This window comes from Algoriphagus mannitolivorans DSM 15301 (assembly GCF_000429425.1).
Lineage (GTDB): Bacteria > Bacteroidota > Bacteroidia > Cytophagales > Cyclobacteriaceae > Algoriphagus > Algoriphagus mannitolivorans.
The window spans coordinates 212,502-229,152 of sequence record NZ_KE386902.1 but is presented as its reverse complement, the minus strand read 5'-3'; the positions used below and the strand labels follow the sequence as shown (position 1 = coordinate 229,152).

General features: G+C 43.1%; 13 protein-coding genes. 7 read left to right on the top strand and 6 right to left on the bottom strand.

Annotated elements, in window-relative coordinates:
* The first annotated feature begins 86 nt into the window (after positions 1 to 86).
* The 3 genes from G458_RS21145 (at position 87) to G458_RS0117925 (ending at position 1,795) form a co-directional block, all read left to right on the top strand.
* The gene (locus tag G458_RS21145; protein ID WP_051287423.1) at positions 87 to 602 is read left to right on the top strand and encodes an RNA polymerase sigma factor; all 516 of its coding nucleotides are present in this window, start codon (positions 87 to 89) and stop codon (positions 600 to 602) included.
* A 90-nt stretch (positions 603 to 692) separates the two neighbouring features.
* Positions 693 to 1,010: a hypothetical protein gene (locus G458_RS0117930; protein WP_026953125.1), complete on the top strand. Its 318-nt coding sequence runs from the start codon at positions 693 to 695 to the stop codon at positions 1,008 to 1,010.
* Between the two features lie 29 nt (positions 1,011 to 1,039).
* The gene (locus G458_RS0117925) at positions 1,040 to 1,795 is read left to right on the top strand and encodes a Spy/CpxP family protein refolding chaperone (RefSeq protein WP_026953124.1); all 756 of its coding nucleotides are present in this window, start codon (positions 1,040 to 1,042) and stop codon (positions 1,793 to 1,795) included.
* Positions 1,796 to 2,161: 366 nt separating this feature from the next.
* On the opposite strand, the gene G458_RS0117915 is transcribed toward G458_RS0117925, so the two are convergent.
* From G458_RS0117915 to G458_RS21140, 3 genes are all read right to left on the bottom strand, one after another.
* On the bottom strand, positions 2,162 to 2,377 hold the full coding sequence (locus G458_RS0117915; RefSeq protein ID WP_026953123.1) for a hypothetical protein: 216 nt from the start codon (positions 2,375 to 2,377) through the stop codon (positions 2,162 to 2,164).
* A 185-nt stretch (positions 2,378 to 2,562) separates the two neighbouring features.
* A complete protein-coding gene (locus tag G458_RS0117910; RefSeq protein ID WP_026953122.1) occupies positions 2,563 to 4,245 on the bottom strand; it encodes a DUF885 family protein in 1,683 nt (560 codons plus the stop codon).
* A 334-nt stretch (positions 4,246 to 4,579) separates the two neighbouring features.
* Complete coding sequence (locus tag G458_RS21140; protein ID WP_051287421.1) at positions 4,580 to 5,845, bottom strand: VOC family protein; 1,266 nt, start codon at positions 5,843 to 5,845, stop codon at positions 4,580 to 4,582.
* A gap of 211 nt (positions 5,846 to 6,056) precedes the next feature.
* On the opposite strand from G458_RS21140, the gene G458_RS0117895 reads away from it, so the two are divergent.
* The 3 genes from G458_RS0117895 to G458_RS0117885 all read left to right on the top strand — a co-directional run bounded on the left by G458_RS0117895 (position 6,057) and on the right by G458_RS0117885 (position 12,115).
* A complete protein-coding gene (locus G458_RS0117895; RefSeq protein WP_026953120.1) occupies positions 6,057 to 6,944 on the top strand; it encodes an ABC transporter ATP-binding protein in 888 nt (295 codons plus the stop codon).
* Between the two features lie 9 nt (positions 6,945 to 6,953).
* Positions 6,954 to 10,598, top strand: a complete 3,645-nt coding sequence (locus G458_RS0117890) for an ABC transporter permease/M1 family aminopeptidase (protein WP_026953119.1) — start codon at positions 6,954 to 6,956, stop codon at positions 10,596 to 10,598.
* Positions 10,599 to 10,687: 89 nt separating this feature from the next.
* Positions 10,688 to 12,115, top strand: a complete 1,428-nt coding sequence (locus tag G458_RS0117885; RefSeq protein WP_026953118.1) for a M20 family peptidase — start codon at positions 10,688 to 10,690, stop codon at positions 12,113 to 12,115.
* A 34-nt stretch (positions 12,116 to 12,149) separates the two neighbouring features.
* Here the strand turns inward: G458_RS0117885 and G458_RS0117880 are convergent, their stop codons facing one another.
* Both G458_RS0117880 and G458_RS0117875 read right to left on the bottom strand, forming a co-directional pair.
* The gene (locus G458_RS0117880) at positions 12,150 to 12,431 is read right to left on the bottom strand and encodes a hypothetical protein (protein ID WP_157359852.1); all 282 of its coding nucleotides are present in this window, start codon (positions 12,429 to 12,431) and stop codon (positions 12,150 to 12,152) included.
* Positions 12,432 to 12,503: 72 nt separating this feature from the next.
* Positions 12,504 to 14,438, bottom strand: a complete 1,935-nt coding sequence (locus tag G458_RS0117875) for a tetratricopeptide repeat-containing sensor histidine kinase (RefSeq protein WP_026953116.1) — start codon at positions 14,436 to 14,438, stop codon at positions 12,504 to 12,506.
* Positions 14,439 to 14,659: 221 nt separating this feature from the next.
* Between G458_RS0117875 and G458_RS0117870 the strand changes: the two genes are divergently transcribed.
* Complete coding sequence (locus G458_RS0117870) at positions 14,660 to 15,799, top strand: acyl-CoA dehydrogenase family protein (protein ID WP_026953115.1); 1,140 nt, start codon at positions 14,660 to 14,662, stop codon at positions 15,797 to 15,799.
* Positions 15,800 to 15,850: 51 nt separating this feature from the next.
* Here G458_RS0117870 and G458_RS0117865 read toward each other — a convergent pair whose 3' ends face one another.
* Positions 15,851 to 16,642: a 5'-methylthioadenosine/adenosylhomocysteine nucleosidase gene (locus G458_RS0117865; protein WP_169719282.1), complete on the bottom strand. Its 792-nt coding sequence runs from the start codon at positions 16,640 to 16,642 to the stop codon at positions 15,851 to 15,853.
* Positions 16,643 to 16,651: the final 9 nt, after the last annotated feature.

Below are 16,651 nucleotides of genomic sequence, written 5' to 3'. Positions count from 1 at the left end.
AGAAATTTAGAGTTTAAAGTTAGGAGTTAAATTTTTTTTGAAAGCTTGTCATATAAATTCCTGCTTTAGCTGATAAACCAGTATAAATGAACCGAAGCCAACTAGAAACATTACTCCGACAGCACCACAGAGAAGCCTATTTATGGGCACGCCAATGCTGTGGGTTTGATGGGGAGTTGGCTAAGGATGTAATTCAGCAAGTTTATTTGAAAATTCTGGAGGGAAAAGCCAAGCTAAAAACCGAAGCCCATCCCAAAACCTGGCTCTTTTCGGTCATTCGCTTTACTTCCTTGGACGAGCTCCGAAAAAAGGGGAAATGGATGGAAGTGGAAATTGAAGAAAATATGGTCTGGGAAGTGGAAATCGAAGAATCCGAAAGCCACGAGGACCTCATCAAGCGCTTACCCAAGATGCAGCAGGAGGTTTTGTTGATGGTCTTTTACCATGACATGACCCTGGAAGAGACTGCGAAAGTTCTTCAGCTTCACATTGGCACGGTCAGGACGCATTATGACCGGGGAAAGAAGAAACTGAAAGAATGGATTGAAGCAAAAAATCGAAAATGCGGCAGTGAGGACCCTGCCTTGGGCAGGAGAAACTGAAAGGTGGATTGGAAGCCTTACTTATCGAAAATGAAATCTGCGTAGATCTGCGGATTTTTCTGTGAAAATCTGCGGAAAAAAAATAGAAAAATGAATATCGACCAAGAACCTGAATTGAATACCTTTTTCCAAGAGCTAAGAAAGCAGGACGAGCAGTTGCTTATTCCTCCTTTTCCGAAGCTGGAGAAAAAAAGCCGCTTCCTTTGGTGGATTCCAGCAGGGATTGCGGCCACAATTCTCCTTGGGGCATTTTTCCTTCCGCGGGAAAAAGAAGTTGAGCCGGCCCCAGAGGTGTTGATCATCACCCTGGTAGAAGGCCCTGACCAGGAGCTTCAATTCCATATCCAGGAAACTACCGAAATGGACATCTGGGAGTCTCCAACGGCTTCCTTATTGACAGATTATTAACTAAACCAACTATTTTAAAACCTACTCTCATGAAAAAAATAACCTTACTTTTAAGCTTCTTCTTTGTAGCAGGACTGGCACAGGCTCAAAAGGCCTACACCTATGTGCAATCCCCAATGAGCGCTGCTTCACAGGATATTTTCAAAAGTAAACTCTACACCACGACCAACCTGATGGAGGTGAGGGAAGAAATCGGCCTGACAGAAGTTCAAGTTGCCAAAATCAAAAAGCTCCATGCGGAGAATTCCGGGCAGTTTTCTACCCTCAAATGGGACCTCGATGATGCCACTTCCAAAATGAGAAAGATGCTGGATCAGCCCAAAATCAATGCTGCAGAGGTTTCCCGGCAATTGGATGAAGTCCTGAGGCTGGAAAATCAAATGAAACGGATTCAAATGAATACGATGGTTGCGATCAAAAATGAACTGACCCCTGAGCAGATTTCTAAATTGGAACAACCGAAAATGTTTTATTTCAATAGAGGAAATGTAGTAACCGAAGACAAATTGGCGAAGATTAATGGAAAATCTTCCAGAATTATTGTAGATGGAGCTGCAATTTCTACTTCCCCCAAGGTTGAAGTTACTGTTATAGGAAATGGAGAGCAACCGCTTTACTTTTTGGAAACCAAGAGTGGAATGAAGAAGGTGATTTCCTTTGAGCAGATTGACCCGAAAGACATCGAAAGTGTCTCTGTACTGAAGGGGGAACAAGCCTTAGAAAAGTATGGCGCTGATGGAAAAAATGGAGTAGTCGTCATCAAGCTGAAAAACATGCCAGAATAACTCAAACCTATTCACATGAAAAAAAGGAAGGCGATTTGGCCTTCCTTTTTTAATTGGATTTGATTTTCGAGGAATTCATTCGGGTTGGGAAAAAATCAGTAATGAGAACCAACTTATTATCCTCCACTATGTGGTATAAAACCTTGATCTCAAAATATCTAGTCGCTTGATATAGTACAAATCTGAGGTTATTATTTTTGATTGCTAGAGACTTTTCAATTGCTCCCCTTTGAGGATTGAAGGAAAGTGATTTTACAAAATTAAGAATCTCTGCCTCAACTTCCTCTGCTCTATTCTAACTGAAATTCCTTTCTATATATTCCAGAATTTCATCTTGGAACCGGAATTTGGCAGGATTGGTTACGATCACTTTATATTCCTTTGTTTCAGCCATTCTTGATTTGACTTAGCAAATTCCTCTAGACTAAACACTTCTCCTTTTTCAATAGCTGCGATGGATTCATCTGCCCTTCTTTGCATTTCCTCCCGGATCAATAGCTCCTCAATCCGCTCCAAAGAAGATTTGCTATCGATTTTCATGACCCTTTGGATGATGGTCAGCTTAAGTTTTTCAGCGTTCATGGCAGATGAATTAAAATTGGAAATTAACCCAACTTACGTTTTTCCCCGGATTTGGGATTTGATAAATAATAGATCAAATAGCAAAAGTTCATGCTAGGAAACACAAAAAGGAAGGCCGAATTGCCTTCCTTCTTTTAGATCTGCGAATATCTGTGTCTTTTTCTGTGAAAATCAGCGGGAATTCTTCAATCCAAAAACTTCCAGCTGGCTTTGTGATTTTTATCCAATGGTTTCCCAGTCACTTTTGCTCTCAGGATTTCGATCGGCATGGCATTTTGGGTCATGATCAAGTCATGGAATTCTTTCTCAGGCATTTTCCCAGATTCCACCATTTCTTTTCTCAAGGAATAGATTTCCAAAGCTCCGATCATGTAGGCAATCTGATACAAGGGACCATAGTTTCCTTCAAAGGATCTTCTCACTTCTGCTTCCGCATTGGCTCGCTCGTGACCTACTTTGTCCACCAAAAGATCGATGCATTGCTGAGGAGTCATTTTACCAAGGTGGTAATTCAAAGAGAAAATAATTCGGGCACAGCGGTGCATTCTCCAGAAGAGCATGCCGACTTTATCCTTGGCATCTCTTGGAAAATTTCTATCCCAAAGGACAAACTCCCAGTAAAGCGCCCAACCTTCTGTCCAAAACGGAGTGCCAAACATCCTGCGATGAGTCATATGGCGCTGATTCATAAACTGCTGCAGGTGGTGTCCAGGGATCAATTCATGCTGGACAGTCGCTCTGGAAAAGTGGGGATTATTCCCTCGCATGGACATCATTTTGTCATCATGGCTCATTTCGGAAGTGGGATAAGCAATCTGAATTACCTCGCCACCCAAAAAGAAAGGACTCATCCGCTGCCTTTCCGCAGAGATCATGGTCGTTCTCCAGGTCTCTTTCGCCATGGGTGGGACAGTCAACCAGTCATTCTTCTCCATCAAATCAATCGCCTCTTCCCCTAATCTTACTACTTCAGCAGGCCATGCTCCTGCTGGAAAATAGGTTTCCTTAACCATCTCCAAGGCCGCTTTCCAATCGTTACCAAAACCTAATTCATTCGATGCCTTGAGCATCTCTTTTTCGCACCAGGCAAATTGCCTTTCCGCTTCCGCAATCAATTCCTCCGGAGAATACGCGATCATCTCAAATCCCAATTGCTTCTCCAAAGCTTCCCTGCCAATAGGCTTACCTATGATGCCACTTCCGTCATCTTTGACTGAATTCGTGTAATGCTCCCGCAATGCTTTCGCATAAGCCTTCATGCTGGCATCCAGTTTCTTCCAAGGCTCAGGCATCCACCAAGTGAATTCTGGGTCAAAATCAAAATAGAAGTCATAGCCTTCTTTGACCACACGATTCAAGCTTTCCACAGCCTGTGCAGCCAGATCTGCCTTTTGCCAAGAATCATATTTGGCACTTGAAGGCAAAGCTTTCAACTGGGCATCCACGGCTTTGGCAACCCGATTCCAGCTAGCCGCTAATTCCTGTGAGCTTGGCTGCTTTGCTCTTCTTCTGGCGACCACAAATTCTTCCAGTGGCTTGCCAAAAGCAACTACAGATTTGACTTCAGAAAATGCTCTCTGATCCAAATCCAATACAGCCAATTCCTCCTCCAGGTAATTCCTGAAAAGAACATAATCGATCTTTCCATCTTCGGATAAGGCTGCATAATTCTGGGCTTGAAGTGTTTTCAGGTAATCCTGATTGAAACTGGTCATCCGGGAAAAATACTCATCCGAAAGCCTGTTGGTGTACAATCTTGATAGGGCTCCCCTATCCGCTTGGTAGGTAGTAATCAGATTAACCAGCTCAGTGGCATTTACCCAGAGGGAGGACAAAACGAGGAAAAAGAGTAGGGCTGTTTTTTTCATAAGAAGATTTTTCTTGGACGGCATTCTATCTCTCTAACATAGAATATTCTGGCTTTTGAAAAAACCACATTATTCTCAATGGCAGAAAGGGTTTTCAAAAAGTCAACTATTACTACATGGGTATTAATCCTTTCTTGAAATGCTTGACTCTTCATTATCATCTCATCGGGTAAAAATGAGATGATTCCTTTTCCATTGCGCTGGCATGGAGTTTTGATTTCCAAATCGGAGTGGTAGGGCCAGCGCTTGAAATTTTTTATTCGTTTCCTACCCCGGGTTGCACCCGGGGTTATTTAAAGTTTAACCCCTTAGGGGTTAGGACACCACCAATAAATCAAAATCTAAAAATATATCCTCCAGCATCCCTGAAAGTTCTTGACAGACGCAATGAATCGGTTGAATTGACTTTGAGGTAATTTTCCCATGGACCGGGATTTTCTAAATCCAAACCAATCTTCACCAGCTTCTCGGGAGAAAAGGTATTCATTCCTCTCAACCCATCCACCAATCCGATGTAGCCATTTTCCGAAGCTTTATAAATTTTGGCCCAGCCCTGGTCAGCGCTTTTGGTGAGTCCCATGCTTTCCTGAATAAAGTTTTCTGCAGGAAGCATATCCTGATAGTACAGCCAGACCACAGAAGCTTTGAAGTAAAATTCCTTTCCAAGAGAAGTTGGGTAAAGACTCATCTTCTTCAATTCCGGAATGAGAATTTCATTTTCAGGATGTTGATAAAAAGCCTCAAACTCCAACAAATACCCCTCTGGATCTACCGCCACAAAACCATCATGAGGGCCTCCCGGTTTGACTTTTAAGGGATACTTGATCGTCACATTATGCTCCAACAAGTGCTGATACCATCCCTCCAACTGATCCGTGAGTAAGGCAAGGGCTACAGATTTGGGTTCTGAGCCTGAAAAACCAGAACCCGCCAGTGTATGAAGAACCAAATAGGAATCCCCAGCCAGCTGAAAAGTCGCAGAAGTGTCCGTCTCGGAACTAAGGATTAATCCCAGCTTTTCCCTATAAAAACTCTTGGCTTTTGAAAAATCGCGGTAATACCAATGCACCGAAATTCCCTGAACTCCAAAGTCCTCCACATCCCGAAAAGCTGAATTTTCTGCGAGTAGTTTATTGGTTTGATCAGTAGGATAGCCCAGCAATCTTCCCAGTCTTCTGCTCAGCGATCTTCGAGTATCATTGGTATAAGCTTGGGATGAAATCAATCCTTTCACTTCATCCTTCCAACTCTGATATGCTAATAGTGAATTAGAATTACCCAAAATATAGAATTGCTTTCCTTGGGTAGCATTAAGTGGGAAAAGATCAGTTTCGGGAAAATCGGTTTCTAACCAAATTTCCAATCCATACTTCCCGGCAATTCTCTCTGCTTCTGCTTTAAAAAGTGAAGCTTCAGCTTCAGTCATTGGTGGGCCAAATGCGATGGGTTTTACACCAGCCTGAACCATTTCTGCAAAAGATTCGAGTTGGCCGGATTCTTTGAGGAACTCCTTTTTCTGACATGAAAAGACCAGGAAACTGCCCAAAATTAACAGGAAAGAAACAGTTCTAGATAAGGAAACTAAGAATAAGGCTCGCATGGGGGGGACTTTTGGTTTTCGATTTCTAGTTAAAAAAAATATCGCTGCCCGGGATCACCGGTCACAGAAAATCTTCATCTAATGTTTAAGAAAGTTCAATTATCCCAGAATCATGCAAATCCTTTCAAACCAAATACTTAACTTAAAAAAATCAAGCTGACCAAAGTCGTTTTTTTGGAGATCTCAATTTCAAATCACTATCCCAGTTTCTATGGAATTAATTATTTCAAACTTAACGAAGACTTACCCAAATGGGGTAAGAGCTTTAAATAACATTTCCCTCACGATCCCTCAGGGGATGTTTGGTCTTTTAGGACCCAATGGTGCAGGAAAATCTACCTTGATGAGGACTATTGCCACCCTTCAGGATGCTGACCTCGGAACTATCACTTTGGACGGGATCGATGTCTTAAAGGATAAACAATCCATTAGAGAACGACTTGGCTATCTGCCTCAGGATTTTGGATTGTATCCAAGGATCAATGCGGAAACCATGCTGGATCACATTGCCCAGATGAAAGGAATCGGGAATAAGTCCGAAAGGAAAAGTCTGGTAGAAGCCCTGCTCCATAGAGTCAATCTTTATAAGGATAGAAAAAAAGCTTTGGGCACTTTTTCAGGAGGGATGAGGCAACGTTTTGGTATCGCCCAAGCCTTGGTCGGAAATCCCTCTCTGATCATAGTAGATGAACCTACTGCTGGACTGGATCCTTCGGAAAGAAACCGTTTTTACAATCTTCTCTCTGAAATAGGAGAAAACACCATTGTGATTTTGTCCACCCATATTGTGGAGGATGTGAATACCCTTTGCTCACAAATGGCAATCATTTGTATGGGGGAGGTTTTGATGCAGGGAAAACCCAAGGACGGGCTGGCTATGGTCCAGGGGAAAATCTACCAAAAAACCATAAACAAAACGGAATTGAATCAATATCGCCAAGAATATCATGTGATTTCGACCAAACTGATCGCTGGCAAACTGAGCCTGAGAGTGGAATCCGAAGAGCATCCCGGAAATGGGTTTGAACCGGCTCTTGCAGATTTAGAAGATGTTTACTTCAGCTTCATTTCTCAAAAAGTCGATCCAATCACCATTTAAGGCCACACTATGTTTAAGGATATCTTTGTATTCGAGCTCAAATATAGGTTTCGGCGGCCTGCTACTTGGATTTACTTCTTCCTGTTGCTGGTAACCGCCCTCCTATTGATAGGATTTGGAAGCACCCCTGCTTCCGAAAAAGTCTTCCACAATGCCCCCATTATCATTGCGAATTTACTGCTTCTGATTTCCATTTTCGGAATATTGATAGCTTCTGCGGTGATGGGAGTCCCACTTTATCGGGATCTCGAACATAAGACAGGCACTTTTCTTTTCAGTTATCCCATCACCAAGTTTGGCTATTTCATGGGAAGATTTTGGGGCTCATTCCTGACCCTTTTGTTTATTTCCTTAGGTGCACTTGCGGGAATCTATTTGGGAAGTTTGCTAGGCCCCCTATTTGGCACGGAGGCAGAACGCTATGGGCCTAATTTGATGGTCAATTATTTTCAGCCTTGGTTTACCCTTTTGCTCCCCAATCTTTGGCTGGCGGGCACGCTGTTTTTTTCGCTGATAGTTTTCACCCGGAATATCCGGTCAATTTACACTGGTGGGATTGTGGTTTTCATCCTCTATCTCCTGGCCAACTTTTTGGCACAGGATATTGAAAACAAGGATTTGGTTCAACTTTTGGACCCTTTCGGACTGAACTCCTTCAGTCTACAAACCCGATATTTAACCCCTTATGAGCAAAACAGCTTTTTCCTTCCCCTCGAGGGAAATTTATTGTTGAATCGTTTGCTTTGGTCAGGCCTAGGGTTGATTTTTTTTATTGGGGCCTATTTCCGCTTCGGCTTCACTTATTTTTTCCAAGCTCCACAGAAGAAAACCAAGATTAAGGACGAATCCCAAGGGCCATTATCGACTCAAGATCTTAATCCAGTCGTGGATTTTTCCAAAAAATACCAATGGAAGAGCCTCTGGACTCTGTCCCGAATAGAAATTCAAAACATTTACAAGGACGTCTATTTCCGTTCCATCCTATTGGGTGGGTTGATTTTTCTGATTCTGGATTTCTGGATCGGAAATACGCTGTACAGCGTTCCCAACTTCCCCTCAACTTCCTTTTTGATGGAGTACAAAACCTACGATTACAATCTTTTTGTTTTCATCATTTTGGTCTTTTTTACGGGTGAAAGTCTCCATCGGGACAAGGTCACCGGATATTCAGTCATCACCGACACCTTTCCGGTCAAGGACAGTGTCGTTATTGGTTCCAAATTTCTGGGACTTGCTTTTATTTGCCTGATTTTAACCACCATACCCATTCTGGTGGGTTTGATCATCCAGACCCTTAAGGGATATTTTGACTATGATCTGAAAGTCTACCTGATTGATTCTTACCTCATTGGACTTCCAGATTATTTGCAGATGGTCATGCTGGTATTTGCTGTCCACATGCTGGTGAACAACAAGTTTGCCGGCCATGCTGCCGCAATTGGAATATGGCTGGTGATGATTATCCTTCGGGATCTTGCCAATTATGATTTCAATTTGTTTTTCTTCAGTTATAAACCTGGCTATACCTGGAGTGACATGAATGGCTTGGGGCATTTTGCCGAACCCCTGTTTTGGTTTAACCTGTATTGGTCGGCCTGGGGCCTTTTCCTGATCCTATTTTTCAGCATTTTCTTTAGCAGGGGGACGGAAAATTCTTGGAAAAGCCGTTGGCAAGCCGCCAAATCCAGGCTCTCGAACCCCGGCACGAGACTTTCCTTTTTGTTTCTGATAATTGCCTGCGCCTCTGGAGCCTATATCTATCATTCGGTAGTGTATGAGAATGATTACCTCACAGAAAAAGAAACGAAAAAACTCCAGGTAGCCTATGAAAACCAGCTGAAGCACTATGAAGGAATCCCACAGCCCAAGTATACCCGAGTTTCTATTCAAGCCGATTTATTCCCCAAAGAAAGAAGTGCCTTCTTCAAGTCTGAGGTAGAGTTGGTGAACAAAACCGGCTCTCCTATTGATTCGATTCATTTCAACTCAACCGCATTGGATGATTTCAAAGTAGTCTTGAATGGAGATACTTTATCCTATCGATTCCCCTTGAAATTGGAGGCCGGAATCTTCCAGATTTTTGGTAAAAAACCTATTCAGGAATGGTATAAAATCACGGCCTTACCCCAAACCATGATGCCGGGTGACACGCTGCACTTGACCTTAATCAGTCAATCTACCCGGAAAGGATTCCCCAATTCAGGATATGGAAGAGAGCTGGTTTATAATGGAACCTTCTTCAGTGGAGGAATACCAGAAATCGGCTATGATGCGAGTGGAGAAATATCCTCTGACGAAGACCGCAGAAAATATGGACTTCCGGAGAAGCCAGAGGATTTACCACCACACCATGATCCAATGGGTGAACGCACGCTGCTTTTTGCAGATGATGCCGATTTCATCCAGTTTGAAGCAGTGGTGAGTACCATTCCCTCCCAAATCGCCGTAGCTCCGGGATACCTGCAAAGAGAATGGGAAGAAAACGGCAGACGTTATTTCCACTATATTCAAGACACTCCTATTCAGGCTTTTTTCACATTCGTCTCTGCAGAATATGAGGTACTTCGGGACGAAGCTTTTCTTCCTGACGGACAAAAAATTGCCATAGAAATCTATCACGACCCCAAGCACAAGTATAATTTGGATAGGTTTCTAGAATCCTATAAAGACGGACTGACTTACTTCTCCTCCACCTATGGCAATTTTCAATTTCGTCAAATGCGGATTTTGGAATTTCCGAGGTATGCGGGATTTGCACAATCTTTTCCCAATACCGTCCCTTTCTCAGAAAGTTTCGGTTGGGTGGCTGACTTCTCTGACCCCAATGATTTTGATTATGTGTATTACGTCACTGCACATGAGCTTGCTCATCAATGGTGGGGCCACCAGATCACTCCCAACTATACCAGAGGATCAAACTTGATATCAGAAGCTTTAGCGGAGTATTCAGCTCTGATTCTTTCGGAAAGAAAATACGGCAAGGACAATATGAAAAGATTCTTGAAAGATGAACTGGACGATTATCTCAGGGGTCGCTCCAATGAAAGCAAAAAGGAAAATGTATTCATCAACTGCAACAGGCCCTATCAATGGTACAACAAGGGTAGCTTGATCCTCTATGGGCTCAGAGATCTGATCGGAGAGGCTGCCATGGATTCTGCCTTATTTGCATTCAACCAAGAATTTGGTCTCAAGCAATCCCCACCATTTCCGGGAAGCTACGATTTGTACCGACATTTGGAACAGGTAACTCCTGACAGCATCAAGTATTACTTGGATGATACCTGGAATAAAATCACGCTATATGACAACCGGGCTGAATCTGTAACAGCAAAAAAACTACCCGGGGATGAATATGAAATCACCCTAAGCATTCGCTCCCAAAAGCTTTATGCAGATCAAACTGGGAGAGAAGAAAATGCGAATTATGAGGGTGACTACATAGATATTGGTGTTTTCGCAGCTGAGGACAAAGATGAAAACGGTAAAACACGAACCAATCCTCTCTATGTCCAGAAATATAAAATCAAACCCGGGCAATCCACAATTACAGTCAAAGTGAAAGGTACTCCAGTAAAAGCTGGGATCGACCCTTATCATAAATTGATCGACCGGATACCGGATGATAACACCAAAGATGTAAGTCTTGACTAAACACAAAGGTCCAAGCCCAAAAGTTTGGACCTTTTGCTTAACTTCCACTATCAACAAAGGGATTCCCTCTTCCAACAAAATCATCACCCATGAAAAAATTCTTCCTCGGTCTATTTCTGCTAGTGATTCTACTTGTGGCAATTTTATTAATCAACACCCTCCGAATGAGCTCCAAACAAGTGGATGGTGAGCCTGTGGAAAAAGTCGCCATTTCAGATCAGGTTTTTGAAAACCTATCCAAGGCCATCCAATTCAAAACCATTTCATTCAATGAGGATACCCCACCCGATTCTGCCGAGTTCTTTGGATTTCATAGTTTTTTGGAAGAAACCTTCCCTCTGATCCACTCCAAACTCAAGCTGGAAAAAATCAACACCTACAGTCTGCTCTATACCTGGGAGGGTTCTGATCCATCTATGAAACCCATAATTCTCATGTCCCATCAGGATGTGGTACCGGTGGACGAGCCGACCATTAATCAATGGGAAGCCCCACCTTTTGAAGGTCGAATCACGGACACACACATCATCGGTAGAGGGACCATGGATGACAAAGGAACGCTGATGGGCTTATTGGAATCGGTCGAAAAGCTGCTATCTGAGGGATTTCAGCCTACCCGAACCATCTACATTGCTTCGGGACATGACGAGGAAGTTGGTGGTCCAAGAGGAGCTGGAAAAATTGCTGAACTTTTGAAGGAAAGAGGGATCAAGGCTGCTATGACTATGGATGAAGGTGGATTTATTGCTGAAGGACTTGTGCCCGGAGTCAAATCCCCAGTAGCCATGATCAATCTGGGTGAAAAAGGTTTTGCTTCCTTTCGTCTGATTGTCAAAACCAATGGAGGTCACAGCTCTGCTCCGCCGAAGGAAAACACCATTGGGATTTTGGCTAAGGCAATCGTAGATCTGGAAAACAACCAGCTTCCATACAAGATGATCGACCCGATTCCCCAACAATTAGAATACCTTGGACCTGAGATGCCATTTTTCATACGGATGGTTTTTGCCAATCCTTGGCTTTTCAAAAAGCAGATTTTGGAAGGATTAAATATTCATACAACCACTGCCCCCACGATCATCGATGGAGGGGTAAAGAACAATGTGATTCCTACCGTGGCGGAGGCTACAATCAATTTCAGAATCCTCCCTGGAGAAACCATTGAATCTACTCAGGCCCATATCAAAAGCATCGTATCTGATAAGGTCCAAGTAGAACCCGTTGGCTTCCTGACCAATCCTCCGCCTGTATCCAGCGCAGATGCGGAGCCTTACAAAATTCTGGAAAAAACTATGCGAAGCCTTCATCCTGAGACTGTGGTGGTACCTGGTCTAGTGGGAGGGGCTACAGATTCTCGGTATTTTTATCCGGTATCCGAGCAGGTTTATCGCTTCCATCCCATGCGATTAGACTCGACTTCCATGCAGCGCTTTCATGGGATTGATGAGAAACTCGGAAAAGAAAACTACAAGGAGATCATCCAGTTTTGCTATCAGTTGATTAAGAATTTTAATTAAGCTGAACCAATCCAAAACGAAAGGGACCCTAGAATCAGGATCCCTTTTTTTCGTCCTTCCTCATCAGCTCCAAAAGGATTTTAATCAAGCCTAATTTTTCATCGGTTTCAGCTTTTATCCTATGGATTTGCTTTTCTGCTGAAAATTGGGCTTTGGATCGATCAAGTTCTTGCTGGATCAAATTTTCCAATTGGGTAATCTTTTGAAAATGAATCCGCTTGGTTTTTAAATACTCCTTAAAAAGTAAAAAATGAAAAAACAGGAACAGCCCAAGCGCCAGGGTCGCCAATACCAAAAGCCCAACTGATTCTGTCAAAAAACCCAGCATTTTCTCAAAATTCTTCGAAAGCTAAGTTTTGACCTCTCCAATTGCTATACGTCAAAAGTCCTATTCTCCATCCCAAATAAGGAGAATCACGGTACCATTTCCGGGATTGGAGGATATTTCCAATACTCCCCCCAACTCCTCTGCTCGCTTGCGCATGTTGTAAAGTCCATTTCCTGGGGTAATTTCAGATTCTTCGAATCCTTTTCCATTATCCTGAATAGAAACTTGGTACTCTCCATTTTCCTGATTGACCTCCACTTTTATAGAACTTGCTTCAGCATATTTGACGGCATTTTGAACCGCCTCTTGGATAATTCTCAGCACCTGAATACTTTCTGCGGAACCAAGAGTAGAGTCTTTCTGGATCGAATCGGCTATGGAAAACTCGAATTGAATTCCTGGCGAAGACTGTCTAGCTTTTTGTAAATAATCCTGAACTCTTCCTGCCAAGGATTCCCAAGTCACCTGCCCGCTGTTCATGGCCCAGATGGTATCCCGTAGTTCGGTGATGGTTTGCTTGGTAAAGCTGGCAATGGAATCGTAGCGCTGGTTCAGCTGCTCCTTGACTGGCTCAAAAAACTTCAGGTTTTCGATCGCAGAAATTATAAAAGTCAACTGGGCTCCGATATTGTCATGAAGGTCTCTGGAGATGAGCAGTCGCTGCTCCTGGAGTTTGTTTTGAGTTTCCAATTGGGCCAAAACAGCCTTCAATTCTGCCTCCTGTTTGAGCTGCTGATTTTTCAGTTTTTGCTGACGGTAAAGTAAATAGCCCAAAATCCCGAGCGCTAAAGCTAAAATCAAACTCCCATAAAGCTGGAGGTTTTTATTCCGGATGGCTAATTGCTGCTCGGCAATTTCCCGATCTTTTTTCTCGGTTTCGTACTTGGTTTGAAGTTCAGTTACCAGTTCTTTGGACTCTTTTTCCAATTTAGACCTTAGGCTTTGCTGGTAAAGGTTGCCGTAGTGACGTGAGCTATCAGGCATCCCAATGGCTGCATAAACCGAAATCAATTCAAAATAGGGAAACATGGCATCCTCATCAGAACCTTGGGCCTGGAAGCTAGATGCAGCAGAAAGTAAATATCCTTTGGCATCCATGAATTTGCCTTGAGCATTCAGAGCCACACCTAAAGCATGCTCAAGGGCTGCCACATCATACTGAGAATTCACCTCTTTGGCGACCTGAAGTCCTTTTCTCGCTATTTCCTCCAAGTCATCCAGATCTCCTTTTTCCATTAAAAATGCACCATAAATCCGATAGGAAACAGCTTGATTCATCAGGTCTCCCAACTCCACTGCTTTAGCTATGGCCTTTTGGAAAAATGACTCTGCTTTTTCAAAATCACCTAAATATTTATAGACCGTACCCAGGTTATTGTACGAGGCAATTGCGCCTCGAAAATCTCCCAATTCCTCTCGAATGGCAGTCGATTCCTCATAGGCTTCCTTTGCCTTTTCATAATTTGATAAATTCTGGTAGATCACCCCTAAATTGTTCAAAACAGTGGCAGCACTTAACTGGGCATCGGATTTTTGAAAAATAGGCAATGCTAATAGGAAGTACTTTATCGCAGAATCCGATTCATATTTCCTTTGATGAATGAATCCAAGCGCATTGTAGGATTTGGCCATACCCAAAGAATCTTGAATTTCCTCTCGTAGTCTAAGGGACTTTAGGTAGAGAATTTTAGATTCATCCAAATCTCCTTTTTGCAAAATCCCACTACCCAAATCTGAAAAAGCCTGAGCCAAAATTTTCGGATCACCTGCTAATTCAGCCTTTTCCACTGCCAATTTTCCAAAATAAATCGCTGAATCTAGATTGATACTAGCATACTGCCAGCCCAGCTCACCATACATATTGGCCAGTTGATCTGGGGAAAGTGGTTCCTGAACCCGTATAAGTAAACTATCGATAATTTGTCTTGGGCTTTGGCCAAAAGAGAAAATCGTGATCAATACGACAAACAAAAACGTAAATCCTGCTGCTCTCATTTAGTATGCTGATTAAAATCAAAACCTTCCTAAAATAAGGAATAATGGGTCTTTACCCGTTTTTAAAATAAAAAAAGAATTTTCTGTTGGATTCGTAGAATCAAAAACTTGAGTTCTTAGAAATTTTCAAAATTTTCATCGGATTTAGCCTATTTGGTACTGCCAAACCTAATTCTCATCTTAAGGTTTATAATCTAAAATAAACCCAAATATTACTCATGATGGATTTTTCATCGAATGAAAACCAGCGAATGATCGCTCAAATGATCCGGGATTTCGGAGCAAAAGAAATCACCCCATTTCGCAAAGAATGGGACGATCAAAATCATTTCCCCCTACCTGTTTTCAAAAAACTTGGAGAGCTTGGCTTGATGGGGGTTTTAGTCCCAACCGAATATGGGGGTTCAGGATTCGGATATTTCGAATATGTAACTGCCATCGTCGAATTGGCAAAACTCGATCCCTCCGTTGGGCTTTCGATGGCGGCACACAATTCCCTTTGCACCGGTCACATCATGATGTTTGGCAATGAGGAGCAGAAGAAAAAATACCTACCCAAACTAGCCACCTGTGAGTGGCTTGGAGCCTGGGGCTTGACTGAGCCGAATACGGGTTCGGATGCCGGAAACATGCGTACTGTTGCCAAGAAAGAAGGTGAATATTTCATCCTCAACGGTGCCAAAAACTTCATCACGCATGGGTATTCAGGCGATGTGGCAGTGGTGATTGCCCGCACCGGGGAAGTTGGTGACAGCCATGGAATGACTGCTTTTATCATTGAAAAAGGAACTCCTGGATTCAAAGGAGGAAGGAAAGAAGACAAACTGGGCATGCGGGCTTCCGAGACTGCCGAAATCATTTTCGAGGATTGCAAAGTCCATGAAAGCCAGGTTTTGGGAAAAGTGGGGGATGGATTTATCCAATCCATGAAGATTTTGGATGGTGGAAGAATTTCCATCGCAGCCCTTTCTCTGGGCATTGCAGAAGGTGCTTTGGAAGCCTCCATTCAGTATTCCAAGGAGAGACATCAGTTTAATAAACCCATTTCAAGCTTTCAGGGAATATCCTTCAAATTAGCAGAGATGTCCACCCAGGTAGAAGCTGCCAAGCTACTTACTTTTAAAGCGGCGGACTTGAAGAATCGTGGAGAGAAAGTCACCTTGGAAGGTGCGCAAGCCAAATTGTACGCCTCAGAAGTGGCCGTGTCTGTATCCAACGAGGCGGTTCAGATTTTTGGAGGTTATGGGTTTACAAAAGACTACCCTGTGGAAAAATACTACCGGGATTCCAAGCTTTGCACCATTGGTGAAGGAACTTCCGAGATCCAGAAGCTGGTGATTTCGAGGGAAGTGTTGAAATAAACAGTGGGCAGTATGCAGTTGGCAATAAGCAGACTGCATACTGAATACTGTTTACTGCATAATTTCTAATATCCCCAAAACAATCCTTGATGAATTGACCGAAGCTGGTCCCACGAATGCATTGAAATTTACCCTTGCATGATTGTTGGCATTGTCGCTGCAGGAACGGATAATGACAAAAGGAATTTCCAAAGTCCGGCAAAGATGAGCGATGGCAGCCCCTTCCATTTCGGTAGCCAAAGCTCCAAATTCTTCATACAGCCACCTTGCTTTATCATCGCTGCTGATAAAAACATCCCCAGTCGCAATCACCCCCTGATACACTTTTGGCTTCCTCCCGGAAATAGGCTCCAAGTCCACTGATGCCGCTACTAGTATGGCCTTTTGGACCAAGGCGGCATCTGCATAAATGAAAAGATCTTCATGATTTCCGCCTCTCAGTTTCCTGAAAGGCGCTACCTGAAACCCCGTGGAGTCAATTTGCCCAAAATCATATTGAACCAATTTATCTCCGACCACAATATCTCCCGGCAAGGCTTCAGGATCCAAGCCTCCAGCCACCCCGGTAAATATCAGGGCCTTGGGATTATAATTTTCCACCAAAACTGCTGTGGAATAAGATGCATTGACTTTTCCAACTCCGGCTTTTAAAACAACCACTTTTTTGCCCTTCAGCTTTCCCTTGTAAAAGTCAATTCCACCATGGGTTTCTGTTTTCACCTTTCCCATTTCCTCCAACAAAATGGAAATCTCTGCATCTAAGGCTCCCATAATGGCTATTCTTTGGGCAAAGCCCAGATTAACCAATCCTAAGAAGCAAATCAGGAAGAATAACTTTTTCAACTGGCTCGG

Bases quoted from the DNA above. Each gene is read 5' to 3' on its own strand.
- G458_RS21145 (WP_051287423.1), top strand. From the start codon at position 87: ATGAACCGAAGCCAACTAGAAACATTACTCCGACAGCACCACAGAGAA.
- G458_RS0117930 (WP_026953125.1), top strand. From the start codon at position 693: ATGAATATCGACCAAGAACCTGAATTGAATACCTTTTTCCAAGAGCTA.
- G458_RS0117925 (WP_026953124.1), top strand. From the start codon at position 1,040: ATGAAAAAAATAACCTTACTTTTAAGCTTCTTCTTTGTAGCAGGACTG.
- G458_RS0117915 (WP_026953123.1), bottom strand. From the start codon at position 2,377: ATGAACGCTGAAAAACTTAAGCTGACCATCATCCAAAGGGTCATGAAA.
- G458_RS0117910 (WP_026953122.1), bottom strand. From the start codon at position 4,245: ATGAAAAAAACAGCCCTACTCTTTTTCCTCGTTTTGTCCTCCCTCTGG.
- G458_RS21140 (WP_051287421.1), bottom strand. From the start codon at position 5,845: ATGCGAGCCTTATTCTTAGTTTCCTTATCTAGAACTGTTTCTTTCCTG.
- G458_RS0117895 (WP_026953120.1), top strand. From the start codon at position 6,057: ATGGAATTAATTATTTCAAACTTAACGAAGACTTACCCAAATGGGGTA.
- G458_RS0117890 (WP_026953119.1), top strand. From the start codon at position 6,954: ATGTTTAAGGATATCTTTGTATTCGAGCTCAAATATAGGTTTCGGCGG.
- G458_RS0117885 (WP_026953118.1), top strand. From the start codon at position 10,688: ATGAAAAAATTCTTCCTCGGTCTATTTCTGCTAGTGATTCTACTTGTG.
- G458_RS0117875 (WP_026953116.1), bottom strand. From the start codon at position 14,438: ATGAGAGCAGCAGGATTTACGTTTTTGTTTGTCGTATTGATCACGATT.
- G458_RS0117870 (WP_026953115.1), top strand. From the start codon at position 14,660: ATGGATTTTTCATCGAATGAAAACCAGCGAATGATCGCTCAAATGATC.